This is a genomic window from Pseudomonas amygdali (assembly GCF_002699855.1).
Taxonomy (GTDB): Bacteria; Pseudomonadota; Gammaproteobacteria; order Pseudomonadales; family Pseudomonadaceae; genus Aquipseudomonas; species Aquipseudomonas amygdali.
The window spans coordinates 1-20,155 of the sequence record NZ_LKBW01000330.1; the positions used below are offsets into that span (position 1 = coordinate 1).

Here is a 20,155-nt window from a genome sequence, read left to right on the forward strand (position 1 = left end):
CTGGGTACCGGCGAAGAACAGCAGGCCCGACTGGGTAGACAACGAAGCGCCCAGCGTCGGCATGCCAATCGGAATCGGCAGGCCCATGCGGATGCCCATCGGACCTGTGTCTTTCACGGTGCCGACCGGAACCTGCCACATCAGCTTTTTGGTTTTCAGGTCAATCGCCGACATGGTGCCGAACGGCGGTGCCTGGCACGGTATGCCGACGGCAGACAGGAAGCGCTGGCGCATGGCACCAAACGGCGTGCCGGTCTGCGGCACGACGCCCATCTCGATACCACTGGCACCAGCGGCGATCTTGTCGCGCGGGATCATGTAGTTGGCCAGGCCCAGGCGCATGTCATTGACGAACATATAGTTGTTGGTCGGGTCGACCGAGACGCTGCCCCAGTTCATGCCGCCCAGCGAGCCGGGGAACTGCAACGCAGGGTCCAGGCCTGGCGGTGTGTAAACGCCCTCGTGACGCATGCCTTTGAAAGCGATGCGGCACATCAGCTGGTCGAACGCCGTAGCACCCCACATGTCCGACTCTTTGAGGGTCTGGTTGCCAATCGACGGCATGTCCACCGAGAACGGCTGGGTCGGCGAATAGCGCTCGCCCGGCACATTACCCTGCGGCACAGGGCGTTCTTCGACACGCGAGATCGGCACGCCGGTTTCGCGGTTGAGCAGGAAAATCTCGCCCTGCTTGGTGACTTGCGCCAATGCCGGCTGCGTACCGCCCTTGCCGTCCGGAATGTCATACAGCAACGGCTGCGCCGGAATGTCGAAGTCCCACAGATCATGGTGGGTCATCTGGAAGTTCCAGCGCACCTGACCGGTTTTGGCGTCTACCGCAACCACTGACGAGGACCATTTGTCGTCCTGCTCGGTACGCGTCCCGCCGAAGAAGTCGGGTGTAGCGTTACCGGTCGGCAGGTAGATCAGGCCGAGCTTGTCATCGTAGGACATGGCCGACCAGACGTTCGGCGTGCCACGCGTATAGGTTTCACCTGCTGGCGGACGCTTGTTGGTATTCGGGTTACCCGGATCCCAGGCCCAGACCAGCTCGCCGCTGTGTACGTCGAAAGCACGCACCACGCCTGGAGGTTCGCCGGTGGAGAAGTTGTCGGCAACCCGACCGCCCACCACAACCACATTGCCCGCCACCAGCGGCGTCGAGGTCTGCTGGTAGTAGCCTTCCTTGACTTCGCCCATGTCGGTTTTCAGATCGACTACGCCTTGATTACCAAAGTCCTTGCAGGTCTCGCCGGTCCTGGCATCGAGTGCGATCAGGCGAGCGTCGCCAGTCGGCAGAAACACGCGTGTGGCGCACGCGGCGGCTGGCTGGGCAGGTGCGTCGGGTGCAGCTGCGGGTGCGGCGAAGTAGCCCAGGCCTCGGCAGCGCTGCCACTTGGGCGCACTGCCCTGCGGGTCGAACTTCCAGCGCTGAGTGCCGGTGTCAGCATCCAGTGCGAATACTTTGCCGTAGGCGGTGCAGGTGTAGACCGTGTCGCCGATCTGCAGCGGGGTGTTCTGGTCTTCTGCACCGGCACCTGTGCTCTGCGGAATGTCGCCGGTGTGGAAGGTCCAGGCAACCTGCAGCTTGTCGACGTTGCTCTTGTTGATCTGATCCAGAGCAGCGAACCGGTTACCTGCCGGCGTATTGCCCCAGTGTGCCCAGTCCTTCTGCTCGGCACCCGGCGCCACCGGGACAATAGGCGGCACGCTGCTGGCGCTGACCACATGGCTCGGAACGAACATGTAGCCAATGGTCGCCACAACACCGATGGCCAGCATGCCGGCCAGGCCATATGCGCCACGACCCGCCTGAGCACCCGAAGCGCGCACCAGTGTCGGGTAGATCAGCGCAATCACCAGGCCGATCACGGCAAAGGTCAATAGGCGGGACACCAGCGGCCAATAGTGCAGGCCTGCATCCCAGATAGCCCAGATGGCGGTCAGTACCAGGGCGATGCCATACAACAAAGCACCTTTGGGTTTGCGCGCGGCGATCAGCACACCACTGATCAGCATCGCCAGTCCCATCAGCAGGAAGAACCAGCTGCCGCCCAATGTCACCAGATAGCCGCCGCCACCTGCCAGACCGAGCCCGATCAGGGCGATCAGTACTCCCAGCCCAAGCAGCAGCAACCTGCCGCCAGTTCCTGTGTCTTGCTTGTTTGTCATTTTTCAAACCTGTCGGATTTTTACAGCCGAACAGAATATACCAAACGGTTCATAATGACAAATTGTCGCAGGCTGCCAAGCTTCTGGAACAGGCCTTTGCGGGCGATCAGCGCACAGTTTTTGCGTTTATGCGCACGTCTATAGCGCCATGCCGTCCCGACCGATCAATACATGGCCCGGCAGTCCTGGCGGCAGCCCCATCAACCACGCATCCAGCGTGTGGCCGATGTGCGTCAATACCGCCTTGCCCGGTCGCAACTGGTCGATGGTTTGCAGCGCCAGGGTCAGGTCATTGTGATTGCGTGGCGGCTGAGGCTGTGGGGGCATGGAACAATCGAGAATCAACACTTCCAGCGGTTGGCGTTGCAAAAACTCGCAGGTCGCGTCGGGCAAGCCGACTGTGTCGGTCAGGTAGGCGAAACGTCGCCCGTCGCCTTCGAACATGTATCCGAACGTGGGCTTGGAGTGCGTCAGCGGCAACGCCGTGACCTGCAATGCGCCCAGTGCCCGGGTTTCGAAGGCCGCAAACGGCTGGCTGAAATCGAGAATGCCGGGGTGCTTGTATAGGTCGGCCAGGCCTTCCGGGTCCGCCGGGACGTGGACCGGAATCACCAGCCCCTGGCCCCAGCGCAGATGCAGCAGGCCCTGGGCATGGTCGGCATGGTAATGCGTCTGCAGGATGCCACTCAGGCTGCGCGGCGGGAAACGTTCGGTAAGGTCGGTCAGGCCGCTGTCGATCAACCAGCGCTGATCGGCGCATTCAATCAGCGCACTGCACGGCAAGCGTCGCAGGTCCTGATTCGCCCGCGCCGCCGAGCAGGCCGGGCACTGGCAACCGTAGACGGGCACCTGTCGTGCGTCACCGGTGCCCAGCAGGGTCAGGCGCATGCGTCACGCCGCTCCATCAGGCCGATAAGCGTGGCGACGGTCTGTTGCAGATCACCCGAATTATCCAGCGGGAAGACCTGCGGATTGTTCGCCAGTAAATCCCCGGCAAAGCGCGAGTTGCGCGCTAGGCGCTCCTCGATTTCCGCAAGGGTTTCCCTGTTGCGCGCCAACAGCCGTTGGCGCAGCACGTCCTGATTGACGGTCAGCAGCACCGCCAGCAGCGTCGGGTAACGCATTTGCGCTTTCTGCAGATGCGCCCGGGAGCCGTTGATCAACACGTCGTGGCACTCCAGCAGCCACTGATCGATCTCGATGGGGATGCCGTAGTGCAAGCCATTCGCCTGCCAGCTCAAGGCAAACGCACCACGCTCGCGCATCTGCTCGAACTGTTCGACCGTCACCGCCTGTGCCGCCTCGCCCACCGCTTCGGCAGAACGGGTGATCACCCGCCGTACAACCCGGCAGTTGCGTTGCGCCAACGTTTCACGGGCCGCATCCAGCAAGCTGTCCTTGCCTGAACCGGACGGCCCGATGAGATAGATCAACCTGCCAACCATCAAAACACCCTCTTGCCTTGTCGCCAGACCTTGTCGATAACCGGCAGGCCTGCATGATTGCGCGCCTGAATCAGATCAGCGCGCAGACCGATGCGAATCTCGCCCCGATCCGCCAACCCTGCCGCAACGGCGGGCGTGCGGCTGGCCATATTGATCGCTTGCGGCAGCTCGCAGTCGTTGTCCTGTTCGGCCAGCATGAACGCGGCCTGCAACAGGCTGGCCGGGTAGTAATCGCTGGACAGAATGTCCAGCAGCCCGTGTCGGGCCAGCTATGCTGCCGCCACGTTACCGGAGTGCGAGCCGCCGCGCACGATGTTCGGTGCGCCCATCAGCACACTCATGCCCAGTTGCCGACAGCCACGGGCCGCTTCGAGTGTGGTCGGGAATTCGGCGATGTTCATGCCGAAACCTGCCGATTCCTCGACATGCGCCATGGTTGCGTCGTCGTGGCTCGCAATCGACAGGCCGCGCGCCAGGCACAGTTCGACAATCGCGCGCCGGTAGCGGTCGGCATACTCGGTGGAATTGGCCACCTGTTCGACGATAAAGAGGTCCATTTCCTCATGACTCATGTGGTACTTGCCCATTTAGTACTCGCGGTACTTGGACTCCAGGGCAAATTGGCGCTGGCCGGGCGCGTGGTCCATCACCGAAACCAGTTGCACCAGTGGCTGGTCCACCAGGTCACGAAACACGCTCAGGGTATCCGGATGACTGACCTCACAACGCAGGTGCAACAGGTGCTCGGCGCGGGTCAGGCCCGCTGCGTTGGCGTCGGCAATAGCCTGAAGCATCGCGGGCAGTTGCTGCATGCGCTTGCCCTTGGGGTTGATGTCGCCAATCGACAGCGCATCGAACACCGTGGTAATCCCGGCCGCGACAATTTGCGCATCATGGCTGATCACCGCCGACATCGACGGCCAGTCGACACCCGGCCGCGGCGACAGGTGCTTCTCCAGATTGTCGGTGTGCAACTCCACCAGGCCCGGCAGCAGGTAATCGCCCTGCATGTCCTGAGCCTGGCTCAGTTGGCTGCGCCCGCTCTGAACCTCGGCAATCAGGCCGTCGCGGACCACGACTGTGCCGACGAACACATGCTCGGCAGTCACCACACGGGCGTTACTAAAGATCTGCTCGTTCAGCATTGCAGCAACTCCTTGGCGGTGAGGTCCACCGGGCTCATGTCGAGTTGACGATTGGCGACTGCCTCGCGGGCGTCGCGGTCATGAAAAATACCGATCAGTGCGGCACCGGCCTGTTTAGCCTCGTCGACCAGCTCCAGCACCACATGACGGTTGGCGTCGTCCAGCGAAGCCGTCGGTTCGTCGAGCAATAAAACCGGCCACGGCACCATGAATGCCCGGGCGATGTTGATACGCTGCTGTTCACCACCGGAAAACGTGCTGGGGGCCAGTGGCCAAAGGCACTGGGGAATGTTCAGCCGGTTCAGCAGCAGTTGCGCGCGCTCCTGAGCCTGTTCGCGCGACCATCCGCGTGAGAGTGCCGGCTCCATCACTACATCCAGGCTGGAGACACGCGGAATGACGCGCAAGAACTGGCTGACATAGCCAAGCGTTTTGCGCCGCACCTCAAGCACCTGGCGCGGGGTTGCCCCGACCAGTTCGGTCCACTCGCCTTCGTGCTGTACGCGGATGCTGCCAGCGGCAGGCAGGTAGTTGCCGTACAAAGTGCGCAACAATGTGCTTTTGCCCGCGCCGGACTGCCCGCTGAGCACCAGGCATTCGCCAGCGCGCACCGAGAAACTGAGCCCGCGCAGCACATTGAGGATCACGCCGTTGTGCTGGTGCAGGGTGAAGGTTTTCGACAGGTCACGGACCTCGATCAAGGTTGTCATCGGGCTCACCTCTTCTTTACAGGCTGTTCGGACAGTGCGGCTCATGGCTGCAATACCGAGGACACCAGCAGTTGTGAATACGGATGCTGCGGGTCATCGAGAATCTGATCGGTCAGGCCGCTCTCGACCACTTCCGAGCGACGCATGACCATCAGCCGATCAGCCAGCAACCGCGCGACCGCCAGGTCGTGAGTGACGATGACCACGGCCAGGTCCAGCTCTCGAACCAGACCACGCAACAGGTCGAGCAAACGCGCCTGCACCGACACATCCAGCCCGCCGGTGGGTTCGTCCATGAACACCAGTCTGGGACTGGACACCAGGTTGCGGGCGATTTGCAGGCGTTGCTGCATGCCGCCGGAAAACGTGCGCGGCAGATCATCAATGCGCAGCGGGTCGATCTCGACCTGGCTCAGCCAGTCCAGCGCTGCACTGCGCAATTGCTGATAATTGCGAACGCCCTGGGCCATCAGGCGCTCGCCGATATTGGCTCCGGCAGAGACGCCCATGCGCAAACCGTCACGCGGGTTCTGCTCGACAAAACCCCACTCGGTACGTAACAAGGTGCGACGTTGCGCCTCACTTGAACTGTACAAATCAAACCAGTTGCCATCCTTGCTTCGATAATCGATGTTGCCGCGATCCGGCGGGCAGCGCCCGCTCAACAGCGACAGCAGCGTGGACTTCCCTGAGCCGGACTCGCCAACGATGCCCAGCACTTCGCCGGGGTACAGATCGAAACTGACGTCCTGACAGCCCTTCTGCACACCGTACAGGCGAGTCAGGCCGCGTACCTTGAGCAGCGGCTGCACAGCGTCAGGAAGGCGCCCGCCCGCCGCGTCCAACGAACGTGCACTGATCATCGGTCGTTCTCCTGCTGTTTGACGCGCTGGGCGCAGTAATCGGTGTCTGAGCAGACAAAGCTCTGCGTCCCGGCATCGTCGAGAATCAGCTCGTCGAGAAAGGACTCATGGCTGCCGCAGATTGCGCAGGACTGCTCCCAGCGCTGCACTTCAAACGGGTGATCTTCAAAGTCCAGACTTACCACCCGGGTAAACGGCGGTACGGCATACAGACGCTTTTCCCGTCCCGCACCAAACAGCATCAGCGCAGGGCTCATGTGCAGCTTGGGGTTGTCGAATTTAGGGATCGGCGACGGGTCCATCACGTAACGCTCATCGACCATGACCGGGTAGGCGTAACTGGTAGCGATGTGGCCGAAGGTAGCGATGTCTTCGTAGAGCTTGACGTGCATGACACCGTAATCATCCAGCGCGTGCATGGTGCGGGTCTCGGTTTCCGAAGGCTCGATGAAACGCAGCGGCTCGGGAATCGGCACCTGATAGACCATGATCTGATCGGCGTGCAACGGTGTTTCCGGAATGCGGTGACGGGTCTGGATGACAGTCGCCTCGGGGGTGCGCTCGGTGGTGGCGATACCGGCCGTACGGGCAAAGAAACGCCTGATCGAGACTGCGTTGGTGGTGTCGTCAGCGCCCTGGTCGATGACCTTGAGCACATCATCAGCGCCCAGGATCGCAGCGGTCAGCTGCATCCCGCCGGTGCCCCAACCATAAGGCAGCGGCATCTCGCGCCCGCCGAACGGTACCTGATAACCGGGAATCGCTACCGCCTTGAGCAAGGCACGGCGAATCATGCGTTTGGTCTGCTCGTCCAGATACGCGAAGTTGTAGGCGTCATCCCGTGCGGGCCTTTGCTCTGCGGTGTTCATCGGTGCATTAGTCATTGGTCGCTCTCCGGTTGCGGTGCGGACTTGCGCAGCTTGCGGATCAACTCCAGCTCGGACTGGAAGTCCACGTAATGCGGCAGCTTGAGGTGCGAGTCAAAACCGGCCGCCTCGACGTTGTCGCAATGCGCCAGCACGAACTCTTCCTGCTGGGCCGGCGAGCGGACTTCTTCGTTGAATTCCCCGGCGCGCAATGAGCGGTCCACCAGTGCCATGCCCATTGCCTTGCGCTCTGCGTTGCCGAATGCCAGGCCGTAGCCACGGGTGAACTGCGCAGGTTCGCTGGCCGAGCCGACGAACTGGTTGACCATCTCGCACTCGGTCACTTCGATGTCGCCGATCACAATCGGAAAACCCAGTTCTTCAGGCTCTATCCAGACCTCTACCTCGCCAATGCGGATTTCCCCGGCGAACGGATGGTTGCGGCCGTAACCACGTTGGGTCGAATAACCCAGCGCCAGCAGGAAACCCTCATCGCCACGGGCCAGCGCCTGCAAACGCTGGGCACGACTGGACGGATACTCCAGCGGTTCGCGGGTGATGTCCGCGACGCTCTCGCCATCGTCCACTTCAGGTTTGATCAACCCTTCTTTGGCCAGCAACCCCAGCACTCGCGGGCAGGGTTGCAGCGTTGCATCCGGCGCCACGTCCGGGCCAGGGTGCTCGCCTTCGGCCAGCAAGGTGAAATCCAGCAGGCGGTGGGTGTAGTCAAAGGTCGGGCCCAGCAATTGCCCGCCGGGGACGTCCTTGAACGTGGCAGACAAGCGCCGGTTGAGCTGCATGTTCGAGGTGTCGATGGGCACGCTGGCGCAAAAACGCGTCAGCGTCGTGCGGTAGGCGCGCAGCAGAAAGATCGCTTCGATCAAATCCCCCGCCGATTGCTTGATCGCCAGTGCGGCCAGCTGCGGGTCGTACAGCGAACCCTCGCTCATGACTCGCGCAACCGCCAGTGGCAACTGCTGGCGGATCTGCTCGACATCGAGCTCGGCAATGCTTGTATCGCCACGGCGCTTGTTGGCCAGCAGGCGGTGGGCGTTATCGATGGCCTGTTCGCCACCCTTCACGGCGACGTACATCAGGCACACTCCTGCACGCGGGTGCTGCGTGGCAAGCCGAGCATCTGGTTGCCCGACACAAAGAACACGTCCAGCCCGCAGGGGAAGACATTCCGTGCTTCACGCTCGGTCCAGAACGCTTCGTCCAGCGGCAACGCCACAGAATTTTTCTGCTCGATGCCGGGACCGCTCCAGGCAAGGGTCTGTCCGCCTTGCAGGCCTGGCAACTGAATCAGCAAGGTGCAGGACTGATCAGGGTAACGGTCGTTGCCGGTATCGAAACCGTGCAGGTCCCCGACAGTCGACGCATCGAGCAACGCGAAACGGGCAGCACTCCGGTCAGTGACAATCGGGCTGCCGCAATGAAAGGCAATGTTCGCGCGAATCGCCGGGGTATCAAATGCAGGGGCGAGCCAGAGCGGAGTGTCCAGATCCAGCAGCGCCAGGCACAAGGCATGAGTTGCGCTGTCCAGGCCCTGCAAGGCAGGCGGCTGATGTCTGGTGGGCAGGGTCTGAATCACACCCGGACCGGACAAGGCCTTGAGCGCTACGCGAAAACTGCGCTGGGCATCCAGCACCGGATCGGTGAAGGCAGGTTGCAGAAGGACGGCATTCATCAGTCTTCTCCTCGGACCAGGGTAAAGAATTCCACTTTGGTTGCAGCGGCTTCTGCGTCCTTGCGTGCACGACGCTCGGCTTGCGCACGCGCCAGGGGCCCTATCAGTTCGGACAGCCACCAGGCCTGTTGCGCGCCTTGCAAATGGGCATCAGCCAGCGCCGCCAGTTCGGCATGGCGCTTGTCGCGTCCGGCCAGGTAGCTGTAACCCGTGCGGCCATCGGCCAGACGGACCACGCAGCGGGTAACGCTCATCTCGCCAAGATTGAACGCCGAACCGGTGCCGCCCATGCGACCACGCACCAGGGTCATGCCGATTTCCGGGGCGCGGATCATCTGGTAATCGGTGTCGCGCAACGCCGCCTCGTGAAGCTGCAACTGTTCGCGGCTCGGCTCATCGACAAGGGCGCGCGCCAGTACGCCCATCCAGTGCTGCCGTGCGGCCGTTTCAGGGGTTGCTTGCATGGAACACCTCAATGTCAGTCAGTCGTTGGGGTGACGGCGATCTGGTTGAACGCCACCTGATACTGGAAGCGGTCGCAGCGGCTGGCCGAGCGGGAAAGCTCCACCGGCCGCCCCGATCGGTCACACGAAACCGTCAACACCGTCAGCGCCGGCATGTGCCGGGGCATCAGCAGCAGCCCGGCCTCTTCACGGGACGGCAGGCGGGCTCCGATCAGGCTCTGCGCACGGCTCAGCGGCAACTCGCGCTCAGCCAGGTACTGGCGAACCGAGCCACCCTGATAATCAGCCAGCACATCGCTGTAGCGGGCGCTGTAGCGATGGCAGATCAGGCTCACAGGCTGGCCATCCAGCTTGCGCAATGTCTGCATTTCGATCAGCGGCGCATGCTCGGCCAGCCCCAAATGCAGCGCATCTTCGTGACTGGCGAGGCATTCGCGGCGCAACAGCAGAATCGCTTCCACGCCGATGCCTTGTGCCGACAGCGACTGGCTGTAGGCGCTGTCGGCCTGCATCGGGTAGATCAACGGACGTTCCAGCACTTGCGTGCCCTTGCCCTGTCGTCGCAGCACACTGCCCTCACGGACCAGTTCATCGACCGCTCGGCGGATCGTATGGCGGTTGACACAGAAGCGTTCGGCCAACTGAAACTCGGCAGGCAGATAATCGCCGGGCCGATACGAGACCAGCTCATCGCGCAGGGTTTCAGCCAGTTCGAGGTACATCGGCTCAGCTTGTCTAGACAACTGCATGATTAAAAAAAGTGTTCATTGAACACCCCTCTTCTGTCAGATGAATTGCTTGCGCAGGCGCTGCGACATGATGTCGATGACGCTTACCACAACGATGATCACCAGCAGCACGGCGCTGGTCTGGACGAACGCAAAGGCCCGGATATTCTCCCAGAGAATGACCCCGATGCCGCCTGCACCGACCATGCCCACCACGGTCGCCGAGCGCACATTGGATTCGAACCGGTATAAAGCATAGGAGATCCATAGCGGCATAACCTGAGGAATTACACCGTAGATGACTTCCTGTAAAGCACTGGCACCGGTCGCACGTACCCCTTCGACAGGACCAGGCTCTATGGCCTCGACGGCTTCGGCGAACAGCTTGGCGAGCACACCGGTGGTACTGATCCAGAGCGCCAGCACCCCGGCAAACGGCCCAAGCCCGACCGCGACCACAAACAACATCGCAAAAACCATCTCATTGATCGAGCGAAAGGCGTCCATGCAGCGCCGCAATGGCAGGTGAATCCACCACGGCGTGATGTTCTCGGCGCAAAGAACGCCCAGCGGTATCGAACAGACAATCGCCAGCGCCGTACCCCACAGGGCAATCTGGATGGTCACCAGCATTTCCTTGAGGTAGCTGCGCCACTCACGGAAGTCCGGCGGGAAGAAATCGGCGGCGAAGGTCGCCATGTTCGACGAGTCCCGAACCAGCGTCATCGGGTTCATTTCCGCGCCCTGCCAGGCCCAGGCCAGTGCCGCAAGCAACAGCCCCCAGCCCAGGTAACGAGACCAGTTGGGCTTGCCCGCAGCCTGGGCATAGGCAACTTGAGTGGTCATGGCGAACTCCTGATAGTGATCGATTGGCTCAACCTGCAGAGCTGTCTGCCGTTTTCTGGTTCAGCTCGGTGATGCGCTCCTGCAACTTGTTCAGGCTGGCGTCGATGTCCTTGAGGCGGGTCGCTTTCTCCTGAGCATCCAGCGTGGTGCTGGCGGCCACCTCAGTACGCTGCTTGAACAGCTCAAGCTGGCGAATGGGCAACAACTGGTCGTCGCTGGACTTGAGGAACTTGCCCATCTGCATGTTCTTCAGGACGGTTTTCTCTTCAGCGGTATCGCCATAATCGGCGAAGAAATCACGGATCTTCGCCTTGTTTTCGTCCGACAGAGCTTTGCTCCAGACAATCGGGTCGGCTGGAATCAGCGGCGACTTCCAGATCACCTTCAACTGCTCGACCTTGTCCGGTTGAGTCACGGCCAGGCGGTCCCAGCTTTCGGTATTGAAGGTCGCGACATCCAGCTGACCTTTGGCAACACTCAGGGCATTGACCTCATGGCTGGAGTTCAAGGTGCGCTTGAAGGCGGTGGAGGCATCCACGTGGTTTTTGGCAAATACGTAATAGCCAGGCACCAGATAACCCGACGTGGAGTTCGGGTCACCGTTGCCGAAGGTCAGACTCTTGGCGTTCTTGAGCATGTCTTCGACGGAGTTGATCGGGCTGTCCTTGCGCACGATCAACAGGCTCCAGTAGCCCGCATCGCCGTTGGCGGCAGACGTCTGGGCAAAGATCTCGCCATTGGAGCGGTATACCGCTTCCATCGCGGCCTTGTTGCCCAGCCAGGCCACATCGACCTTGTTGAAACGCATGCCCTGAATCAGACCGGCGTAGTCCGAGGCAAAGGTGGCATTGACCTTCAGACCGGTTTTGCGGCTCATGTCATCGAGAAACGGCTGCCAGATACTTTTCAGGTTCTGCGATGACTCGGTGGACATGATGCCGAAATTGATGGCTTTTTCTTCTGCAGCCTGGACCGTGCCCAACGCGCAGGCGGTCAGCAAGGCGGCAGAGGCGAGAAGACGACCGATACGCTTGAACATGCAGGCTCTCCTGATAAATAGGCTGATGTTGAAAAGCTTCAGACTTTGGCCAGTTCCAGACGCGGCTTCTGCCGAACGCGACGGCTTCGTTCGGTGATCATCAGGCTCGCGTCCGCGTCTGCACCGTAGAGGTCATTGAGGAACTGTTTGCTGAGATCCTGCGCCAGGCCATCAAAATGGATCCGCCCGCCCTTGGGGGCCACGGCACGCGGGCAATAGCGCACCGCGTAATCCACCTGATGCAGGGTGACGACGACGGTCTTGCCATCGCTGCGATTGATGTCGGCAAGAATTTCCATGACCCTGCGGGCCGATTCGGGGTCCAGCGAGGCAATCGGTTCGTCGGCCAGGATCACTTCGGCGCGCTGGGTCAAGGCACGAGCAATCGCAACTCGTTGCTGCTGGCCGCCAGACAGGGTCGAAGCCCGCTGGGCGGCAAGATCTGCCAGCCCTACCCTGTCCAGCGCGGCCATCGCACGCTGTTTTTCCTCGCGATTGAACAGCGCCAGACTGCCGCGCCAGCGCGGCATGCGTCCCAGACAACCGAGCAAAACGTTGTCCAGCACACTGAGGCGATTGACCAGATTGAATTGCTGGAAGATATAGCCGATATCGGCGCGCAGACGTCGCACCTGACTGTTGAGACGACCGGACGACTGAACCTCGCGCCCCAGCACCTGAACCTGACCGCCATTGCTGCGATCACAGCACGCCAGGCCGGCAAGATGGCGCAGCAAGGTTGACTTGCCAGAGCCGGAAGCGCCAATCAGCGCAACCATCTCACCAGGTTGTATAGACAATGCAAGGTCAACCAACGCACTTTTGTGCGAGAAGGTCTTGTTCAGGCCCTGTACATGAATGGCATCGTTCATGAGGCTTCTCGGTCTGCGCACGACCCGGGACAGGTCGTATTCGGTTGTCAACCAAACTGAACCTGTGTTGTTGCAGCCTCATGAACCGTGAGTGACTAGCTGATAACAGTTTGTCGCAGAAGGTGTTGCAGCGTCACGAAATGCATTACCACGCGGAGCGTGGTAACGATCGTCATCGTGGTTTGAGCCCTATTTACAGGCCCATCGGGACCTGTACATCACGATGAGCCCTCCGCTTGGTGCAGACAGCTGCCGGATCAGATCCGGAAGCTGCCGACCAGTTGCTGCAAGCGGGCAGCCTGCTCTTCCAGCGAGTTGCAGGCGTCCAGGGTCTGGCGCAGATTGTCGACGCCCAGCTGGTTGAGGGTGTTGATATGAGTGATGTCGACATTGATCGACTCCACCACCGAGGTCTGCTCCTCCGTTGCTGCGGCCACCGACTGGTTCATGCCGTTGATCTCTTCGATGCGTCGGGTCACGCTGCTCAGGCGTTCGCCGGCGAGGTTGGCGATGCCTACGCTGTCCTCACTCTGACGCTGGCTTTCAGTCATGTTGACCACTGCCTCACGAGCGCCGACCTGCAGCTCTTCAATCATCTTCTGCACTTGTTGCGCAGAATCCTGAGTGCGGTGCGCAAGGTTACGCACCTCGTCAGCCACTACGGCAAACCCGCGCCCGGCTTCACCGGCACGCGCCGCCTCGATGGCCGCGTTGAGCGCCAGCAGGTTGGTCTGCTGGGAAATGCTGGTGATCACTTCGAGAATCTGCCCGATGTTGGCGGTCTTGCCATTCAGGCTTTCGATGTTCACGCACGACTCGCTGATCTTGCCGGACAACTCGTTCATGGCCTTGATGGTCTGCTGCACGACGTTCTGGCCGTCGCTGGCCAGGCCGCTCGCATCGCTCGACTGCTGCGAGGTACGCGCGGCGTTCTGGGCGATTTCCTGGGCGGCGGCACCCAATTCGTTGATCGCCGCTGCCACGCTTTCAGTGCGGTTGGCCTGCTGGTCGGAGTTGTCCATCGACGCGTTGGAGACCTTGACCACTTGTGTGGCCACCGCCCCCAGTTGCGCGGCAGTCGAGGCCACTTCGCGGATCGAGGTATGGATACGTTCGACAAAATGGTTGAACGACTCGGCCAGTGCGCCGAATTCGTCTTGCGATGTGATGGCCAGACGCTTGGTCAGATCGCCCTCGCCATCGGCAATATCACGCATCGCGCGGCCCATCTGATGCAAGGGTTGCATCAACACCCGGATCAACAGGCCCAGCAGCAGGATGATCACCATAACCACAACCACCATCGCAGTGATGGCCGAGGTACTGAACTCGGTCAACATGGCGTAGGCGGAATCCTGCTCCAGTACCAGTGCCACGTACCAGTTGGCCGTCGAGACACCTTGAACGGGCGTGAAGGAAATGATCTCCGGCTTTTTACCGGAGTCGATTTCACTCACCCCGGCAGCAATTTTCGGAGTGTTGGTCGGGTAGGCTTCACTGATGTTCTTGAGCACCAGTTTGCTGTCCGGGTGCACCAGAATCTTGCCGTCGGCACTGACCAGAAACGCATAACCATGGCCATCAAAGTTCAGCGAGTTGATGATCTTGGTGACGTTGTCCAGAGCGATATCAGCACCGGCCACGCCCACGAACTGATTCTGAAACTTGACCGGTGTGGCCATGGTCATGACCAGCTTGCCGGAAGATGCCGCGATGTAGGGTTCGGTCACAATGGTGCCGGGCGCATTCTGTGCCGCCTTGTACCAGCCACGTGCACGCGGATCGTAGTCAGCGGGGCGATTGGCCGACGGCACCGAGAACATCACGCCATCGGTGCTGCCAAAGTAACTCAACTGAAAACTTTCGCTGTAGGCAGGCAGGCCAATCGCGCGCTGCAACTGTGGCAGCTCCTTGCCATCCGCGGCGACTTGCTGCGACATCGATTGCAGCAATTGCATGCGGCTTTCCAGCCAGGTCTGGATGTTCTGCGTGGTGAGCGTACCCAGTTGTTGCAACTCGGACCTGACGCTGGATTTGAGCGACTGACGTTGTCGATAGTCATTGATGACAATGAACACACTGAACGCGACAACCACAATCAATGCGGCGGCGAGAAGAATTTTCTTGCTGAAACCCAGACTTTTCATAGCGGTTACTTCCACGGCAAAAACCAATAAGGACGATCTCTGAATCGCCAATCAAACTTCCAACTGTGCCGTCCTTTTCACGTAACAACCTACAGGCCGTTCAGCAACCGGAGTCGATACACCAGCGCCTGCCATGTCGATCATCAGGCAGGTTCAGGTACCGAAACCTTACAGAGACGCTTGTATCGCCTTATCGGCCGCGATGGACGAGTCCTTGATTATTTTTTTCGAAGCGTGCTGAGACCTGTCTCCCACAATCGACGGTGAAACGTGCAGAGCCGGAAAAACTGGCTATGGTTGAATCATCCCCGCCGTGCAGAGGATGGTCTTGCCATGCTGAGTATCGAAAAACTTTTTGACGATTTGCACAGTCTCCCGAGCATCCCCAAAGTGGCTCAGGACCTGATGCTGCAATTTGACAACCCTTCCTCGAACCTGGAAAGCATTGCCCGAAACATCGAGAAAGACCCGGTGATTGCTGCCAAGGTGCTGCGCCTTGCCAACTCGGCGCGGTTTCGCGGCTCGCGAGAATCCTCCAGTATCGAAGACGCGGCCATGCGCCTGGGTTTCAACACCCTGCGCACCCTGGTAATGGCCTCGGCAGTGACCGGCGCGTTCAAAGCCGGGCCAAGTTTTGACCTCAAAGGGTTCTGGCTCAAAAGCTTTCAGGTGGCAGGGATCTGCCGGATGCTGGCGAAACAGACGGGTGTCGACCCAGAAATCGCCTTTACCTGCGGGGTCATGCATAACATCGGCGAACTGCTGATCCAGACCGGCGCGCCCGACGTTGCAGAGCGCTTGAACAACGCAGCCAAGGCCGGTACACCGGGGCGTGCAGCCAACGAAACCCTGCAACTGGGTTTCAGCTACCCGGAAGTAGGCGCAGAACTGGCCAGTCGCTGGCATCTGCCAGAGCTGATCAAACAGGCTATCGCCTATCAGGCCACACCGCTGAAGGCTCCGGCCGACGCACCGCTGCCAAAGATCGTTGCTCAGGCCATCACCATCTCCGATGCACTGGAAGCCCACGGCGGCGCAACTGTGCAAGCGCAGCAGGCCTGCGGCGGGCCATTGATGGAAGGAGTCGATCTGGACGCACTGTTTGCCGGGCTGCCAGCGGTGCTTGAAGCCGACAAGGCGTTCTCCGACCTGTTGAGCTAAGCCGGCCACTCTCCGCGGCTGCAAGAGCGGTCATGGCGTGAGTGCTTCACCCCATGGCCCTCCTCATTTATCTGTATATCCATACAGATAAAACTTGCCCGTAGCGTATTCAACGTTCATCCTTGCAGCCCTTGCACCGGTAATCGACGACGGTAGTCATGCGGCTGTTTCTTTGCGAAAAACCCTCCCAGGCCAAAGACATTGCGGCTGCGCTCGGCGCGACCAGGCGTGGCGACGGCTGCTGGGTGGGTGCCAATGCCACCGTAACCTGGTGCATCGGCCACTTGCTGGAAACCGCCCCGCCCGACGCCTACGATGCGCGTTACAAACGCTGGGTGCTGGAAGACCTGCCCATCATTCCGAAAAAGTGGAAGATGCTCGTCAAGCCGAGAACTGCCAGTCAGTTCAAGGCAGTCAAGCGATTGCTGGGCGAGGCTCAAGAGCTGGTGATTGCCACCGATGCCGACCGCGAAGGCGAGATGATCGCCCGCGAGCTTGTCGAACACTGCCGCTATCGCGGGCCGATTCAGCGTTTGTGGCTGTCGGCACTCGATGACGCCTCCATCCGCAAGGCGCTGGCGGCGCTCAAACCCGGTGCCGATACGTTCAGCCTGTATCACTCGGCACTGGGTCGATCCCGTGCCGACTGGCTGATCGGCATGAACATGAGCCGCCTGTTCACCCTGCTGGGTCGCCAGTCGGGTTATCAGGGCGTATTGCCAGTCGGGCGGGTACAAACCCCGACCCTGCGGCTGGTGGTGGACCGTGATCGCAGCATCGCCAACTTCGTACCGGCACCCTACTGGGCCATCGACGTCAGGCTGCTGCACGACAACCAGGCTTTTATCGCCCAATGGCGCGCACCGGCCGACGCCTGCGACGATCAGGACCGCTGCCTGAATCAGCCGCTGGCGCAACAGGCTGCCGAAGCGATGCGCAGTGCGGCCAGCGCACGGCTGGTCAAGCTGCGCACCGAGCGGATTCGCGAAGTTGCCCCACTGCCTTTCGATCTGGGCACCCTGCAGGAAATCTGCTCGAAAAAGCTCGGGCTCGGGGCGCAGGAAACCCTTGATATAGCTCAGTCGCTGTATGAAACACACAAGGTCATCACGTACCCGCGCAGCGATTGCGGTTACCTGCCGAACAGTCAGCATGGCGAAGCCGCGGGTATCATCGCAGCGCTGTGCAAGGCAGACCCGACGCTGGCCAGCCTGTCGCCACACCTTGACCCGCAACTCCGATCGCGGGCCTGGAATGACGGCAAAGTGACTGCCCACCACGGCATCATTCCCACTGCTGCCGTGCGCGGCGTCGAGCATCTGATCGGCAAGCCGCGAGCGGTGTACACCCTGATCAGGGCGCGCTATCTGGCGCAGTTCCTGCCCAACCACGAATACGACCGTACCCAGGCCGACTTCGACTGCGCAGGCCATGTGCTGCGGGCGGTCGGCAAACAAATTGTCGAGCCAGGCTGGAAACGTGCCATGCCCGAGGCACTGGCACCGGCCAAGGGTCGCGAAGCGCCTGCGCCGCAGCCGTTGCCGGCATTGTTCCAGGGCTGCGAGTGCGCCGTCGCTGAGGTCATCCTCAAGGACCTCTGGACCCAACCGCCCAAACCATTCACTGAAGGCGACCTGATCAAGGCCATGAAAAACGTCGCCAAACTGGTGGAAGACCCACTGCTCAAGCAAAAGCTCAAGGACACGACCGGCATCGGTACCGAAGCCACCCGCGCCGGCATCATTCAGGGCCTGCTGGACCGTGGCTATCTGACCAAACAGGGCAAGGCCCTGTGCGCAGCGCCCGCAGCATTCAGCCTGATCGACGCCGTCCCACGCGCCATCGCCGACCCAGGCACTACAGCGATCTGGGAACAGGCACTCGACATGGTACAGAGCGGCGAAATGAGCCTTGAAGAGTTCGTCGCCAAACAGGCAGCGTGGATGAGCAAACAGGTCAGCCGCTGCGTCGGCATGCGCATGAGCATCAGCGGCCCGGCCAGCCCGGCAGGCGTTGCGCCGCCCTGGAAGAAAAAACGCAAGACCGCGAAGCGCAGCACTGCTACGTCCTCTGCTGCAACGGGCACTGCGACGAAAAAACCGCGACGTACAGCCAAACCGGCGGCCAGATGACTGGCTCACATACAACCCGATCAGCCATCGCATAGTCGGGTGTTACACACTCAAGCGTTACAAACAGGTGTTACAACATGTCAGACCGAGAGATCATCGTTCCGCCCACCATGCAGCCGATCATGGACCGAGCAGGCTATGCACCCGCAGTCAGAGTCGGCGACACCCTTTACTGCGCCGGTCAGGTGGGACGCACACGGGAAATGGAAGTCATCCTCAACCCCGAAGCGCAGTTCATCGCCTGCTGGGAAAACCTGCGCACGGTACTGGCTGAGGGCGGCTGCACGTTCGACGATATAGTCGACATGACGACTTATCACGTAGCCATGAGCGAGCACATGGCGGTGTTTCGTGACGTGAAAAACCGTATATTTCCGCGCGGCCAATGTGCATGGACCTGCATCGGCGTTGCCGAGCTGGCGCATCCCGGACTGCTGCTGGAAATCAAGTGCATCGCGGTCAGGCGCGGCGCCTGACATCGCGATCAGTGGCTTGAGCGCAACGGGATCTCCTGGCGTGATGACTCTGCCTGAACGCTGCTCAGACCGACCATTTCGTCGTGAGCCACAGCCTGGGTCAGGAACAGCTTTACATCAGATACCGAAGAAAGCACCTTGCGCGCCTCTTCCACCGAGGCAACGTGCAAGGTTTTGCCAGTCGAGTCTTCAACCGGCACAGACTTGCCTTCCAGTTGCGCATGGAGCACATAGGAACCGCCCTCGATGGAGATCAGATCGAGTTCACGAACCTTTTTATCCTTCGCATGTTTTGTCAGATCTTGAATGTTCAAAGTCACACCTCCGGTGGCGTTCTGAAAATCAGCGCCTTGTAGAAGTGGAGCTTTTACCGGCGCGAACGTTCAGTCGTGTTGTATGCCTTATCGACGTAACAGTAGCGCTGCCTCACTTGCCCAGCAACAGCGCTGCGTCGAAGCCCATCCGCAAGTTGCCCCAATGACGCCCTTCAAAAAAGAACGGCACATCGATTTCGGTCATGATCTCGCCGGTATCACGCAGGTAGGTCTGCAATAGAAAACGCTGCTGGTTGCCCGCAACACGCAAGCCTATCGGGTCGGAGAACATGCGTTTGTTGCGGCACACCGGTAAGTCGACGGCACGGTCGCCGGTCGGTTTCAGTGACACCCAGCTGTTGTTGACCGGGCAGTAACCTTTGTTATCCACGATAAAGGTGACCTTGCCGCCCCGGGTGCCCTTGGTGAGTTTGTCGCACTCTTCCTGACAGACTTGTGCGAAGCGCTCTGTGTAACCGGTCATGTACTGCTTGGGGTCGGTGCCGGGAATCAGCTTGTAGCTCTGATCGAACAGATTGACGCCTTGCTTGTGCAGCTCGGCCAGCCGCACCTGCAGGATGTCCCGGCACTGACTCGCGCGGGTAATGGCAGCGTCCAGTTCGCCATGCCCCAGCACGAAACGCCCCAGCAAGGCCTGAACCTGCTCGGCTACACCGGACAGGTCACGGGTGGCGGTGGCAGAGTGCTGCATACGCTGATCGATAGCCTGGCTGTCGGAGTAAATCCGGGTCACCCGTTCGTTGATGCCAGTGTTGGTGGTTGCGAACTGCTGGATGTGCGCAGCGATGTCGGCCAACTTGTCATTGGTGGACTCGAAATCACCGATCATGCTCTCGAAATGGCCGGATGCGCGCTCTACGACCTGTTGGGTTTCGCGGGCGCTGTGGCTGATCTGAATGGTCTGTTCGTGGGTGGAGCTGACCTCCTGAAGCATCGCGTCGATGTTCCGGGAGATATCGTCAGTGGCTTTACTGACGTTCTGCGCCAGGGTGCGCACTGAACCGCCCCGGGTTTCTCGGAGACTCCAACCTTTGAGAGGATGGAGCGATGAAAAAACTACCGAA

Annotated in this window: 18 protein-coding genes and 3 pseudogenes; 3 read left to right on the forward strand and 18 right to left on the reverse strand. The window is 60.6% G+C overall.

All coding sequences use genetic code 11. The annotated features are described in order from the left end of the window. The 16 genes and pseudogenes from AO277_RS27610 to AO277_RS29830 all read right to left on the reverse strand — a co-directional run. On the reverse strand, positions 1-2,172 hold a 2,172-nt coding region (locus AO277_RS27610), incomplete at its 3' end, for a membrane-bound PQQ-dependent dehydrogenase, glucose/quinate/shikimate family (RefSeq protein WP_099259161.1). Positions 2,173-2,310: 138 nt separating this feature from the next. Then, positions 2,311-3,060 (reverse strand): phosphonate metabolism protein PhnP, encoded by a 750-nt coding sequence (gene phnP / locus AO277_RS27615; protein ID WP_044319260.1) that lies wholly within the window; start codon positions 3,058-3,060, stop codon positions 2,311-2,313. Continuing rightward, positions 3,051-3,617 (reverse strand): phosphonate metabolism protein/1,5-bisphosphokinase (PRPP-forming) PhnN, encoded by a 567-nt coding sequence (phnN, locus tag AO277_RS27620; RefSeq protein WP_044319259.1) that lies wholly within the window; start codon positions 3,615-3,617, stop codon positions 3,051-3,053. The genes phnP and phnN overlap by 10 nt, the downstream gene beginning before the upstream one ends. Further along, positions 3,617-4,762 (reverse strand): annotated as a pseudogene (locus AO277_RS27625) (alpha-D-ribose 1-methylphosphonate 5-triphosphate diphosphatase). The gene phnN and the pseudogene AO277_RS27625 overlap by 1 nt, the downstream one beginning before the upstream one ends. Then, the gene (gene phnL, locus AO277_RS27630) at positions 4,756-5,472 is read right to left on the reverse strand and encodes a phosphonate C-P lyase system protein PhnL (protein WP_044319258.1); all 717 of its coding nucleotides are present in this window, start codon (positions 5,470-5,472) and stop codon (positions 4,756-4,758) included. Before phnL ends, AO277_RS27625 begins: the two are co-directional and overlap by 7 nt. A gap of 41 nt (positions 5,473-5,513) precedes the next feature. Next, positions 5,514-6,335 (reverse strand): phosphonate C-P lyase system protein PhnK, encoded by an 822-nt coding sequence (gene phnK / locus AO277_RS27635; protein WP_005744244.1) that lies wholly within the window; start codon positions 6,333-6,335, stop codon positions 5,514-5,516. Next, entirely contained in the window at positions 6,332-7,204 is an 873-nt protein-coding gene (locus AO277_RS27640; RefSeq protein ID WP_369812060.1) for an alpha-D-ribose 1-methylphosphonate 5-phosphate C-P-lyase PhnJ, read from the reverse strand. Before AO277_RS27640 ends, phnK begins: the two co-directional genes overlap by 4 nt. An 11-nt stretch (positions 7,205-7,215) precedes the next feature. Next, positions 7,216-8,295, reverse strand: a complete 1,080-nt coding sequence (locus tag AO277_RS27645) for a carbon-phosphorus lyase complex subunit (protein ID WP_044319257.1) — start codon at positions 8,293-8,295, stop codon at positions 7,216-7,218. Then, positions 8,295-8,891: a phosphonate C-P lyase system protein PhnH gene (gene phnH, locus AO277_RS27650; RefSeq protein ID WP_044319256.1), complete on the reverse strand. Its 597-nt coding sequence runs from the start codon at positions 8,889-8,891 to the stop codon at positions 8,295-8,297. The genes AO277_RS27645 and phnH overlap by 1 nt, the downstream gene beginning before the upstream one ends. Next, a complete protein-coding gene (gene phnG, locus AO277_RS27655; RefSeq protein WP_044319255.1) occupies positions 8,891-9,355 on the reverse strand; it encodes a phosphonate C-P lyase system protein PhnG in 465 nt (154 codons plus the stop codon). The genes phnH and phnG overlap by 1 nt, the downstream gene beginning before the upstream one ends. A gap of 14 nt (positions 9,356-9,369) precedes the next feature. Next, positions 9,370-10,104 carry a phosphonate metabolism transcriptional regulator PhnF gene (gene phnF, locus AO277_RS27660; protein WP_002553871.1) on the reverse strand — a complete coding sequence of 245 codons (735 nt, stop codon included), beginning with the start codon at positions 10,102-10,104 and terminating at the stop codon, positions 9,370-9,372. A 36-nt stretch (positions 10,105-10,140) separates the two neighbouring features. Beyond that, complete coding sequence (gene phnE / locus AO277_RS27665) at positions 10,141-10,929, reverse strand: phosphonate ABC transporter, permease protein PhnE (RefSeq protein WP_002553872.1); 789 nt, start codon at positions 10,927-10,929, stop codon at positions 10,141-10,143. Positions 10,930-10,957: 28 nt separating this feature from the next. After that, entirely contained in the window at positions 10,958-11,968 is a 1,011-nt protein-coding gene (gene phnD, locus AO277_RS27670; protein WP_044319254.1) for a phosphonate ABC transporter substrate-binding protein, read from the reverse strand. 38 nt (positions 11,969-12,006) lie between these two features. Further along, positions 12,007-12,840, reverse strand: coding sequence for a phosphonate ABC transporter ATP-binding protein (gene phnC / locus AO277_RS27675; protein WP_044319253.1), 834 nt, complete (start codon positions 12,838-12,840; stop codon positions 12,007-12,009). A gap of 257 nt (positions 12,841-13,097) precedes the next feature. Continuing rightward, positions 13,098-13,862 (reverse strand): methyl-accepting chemotaxis protein, encoded by a 765-nt coding sequence (locus AO277_RS29825; RefSeq protein ID WP_369812061.1) that lies wholly within the window; start codon positions 13,860-13,862, stop codon positions 13,098-13,100. 93 nt (positions 13,863-13,955) lie between these two features. Next, positions 13,956-14,987, reverse strand: a pseudogene (locus AO277_RS29830) (HAMP domain-containing protein); the annotation flags it as partial. Positions 14,988-15,320: 333 nt separating this feature from the next. Here AO277_RS29830 and AO277_RS27685 point away from each other — a divergent pair. The 3 genes from AO277_RS27685 (at position 15,321) to AO277_RS27695 (ending at position 18,756) form a co-directional block, all read left to right on the forward strand. Further along, positions 15,321-16,148 (forward strand): HDOD domain-containing protein, encoded by an 828-nt coding sequence (locus AO277_RS27685; protein WP_002553876.1) that lies wholly within the window; start codon positions 15,321-15,323, stop codon positions 16,146-16,148. Between the two features lie 158 nt (positions 16,149-16,306). Continuing rightward, on the forward strand, positions 16,307-18,280 hold the full coding sequence (locus AO277_RS27690) for a DNA topoisomerase III (RefSeq protein WP_044319251.1): 1,974 nt from the start codon (positions 16,307-16,309) through the stop codon (positions 18,278-18,280). Positions 18,281-18,357: 77 nt separating this feature from the next. After that, entirely contained in the window at positions 18,358-18,756 is a 399-nt protein-coding gene (locus AO277_RS27695; protein WP_044319250.1) for a RidA family protein, read from the forward strand. A gap of 8 nt (positions 18,757-18,764) precedes the next feature. Here the strand turns inward: AO277_RS27695 and AO277_RS27700 are convergent, their stop codons facing one another. Together AO277_RS27700 and AO277_RS27705 are read right to left on the reverse strand one after the other, a co-directional pair. Next, a complete protein-coding gene (locus AO277_RS27700; protein ID WP_044319249.1) occupies positions 18,765-19,076 on the reverse strand; it encodes a DUF6482 family protein in 312 nt (103 codons plus the stop codon). 106 nt (positions 19,077-19,182) lie between these two features. Beyond that, positions 19,183-20,155 (reverse strand): annotated as a pseudogene (locus AO277_RS27705) (methyl-accepting chemotaxis protein); the annotation flags it as partial.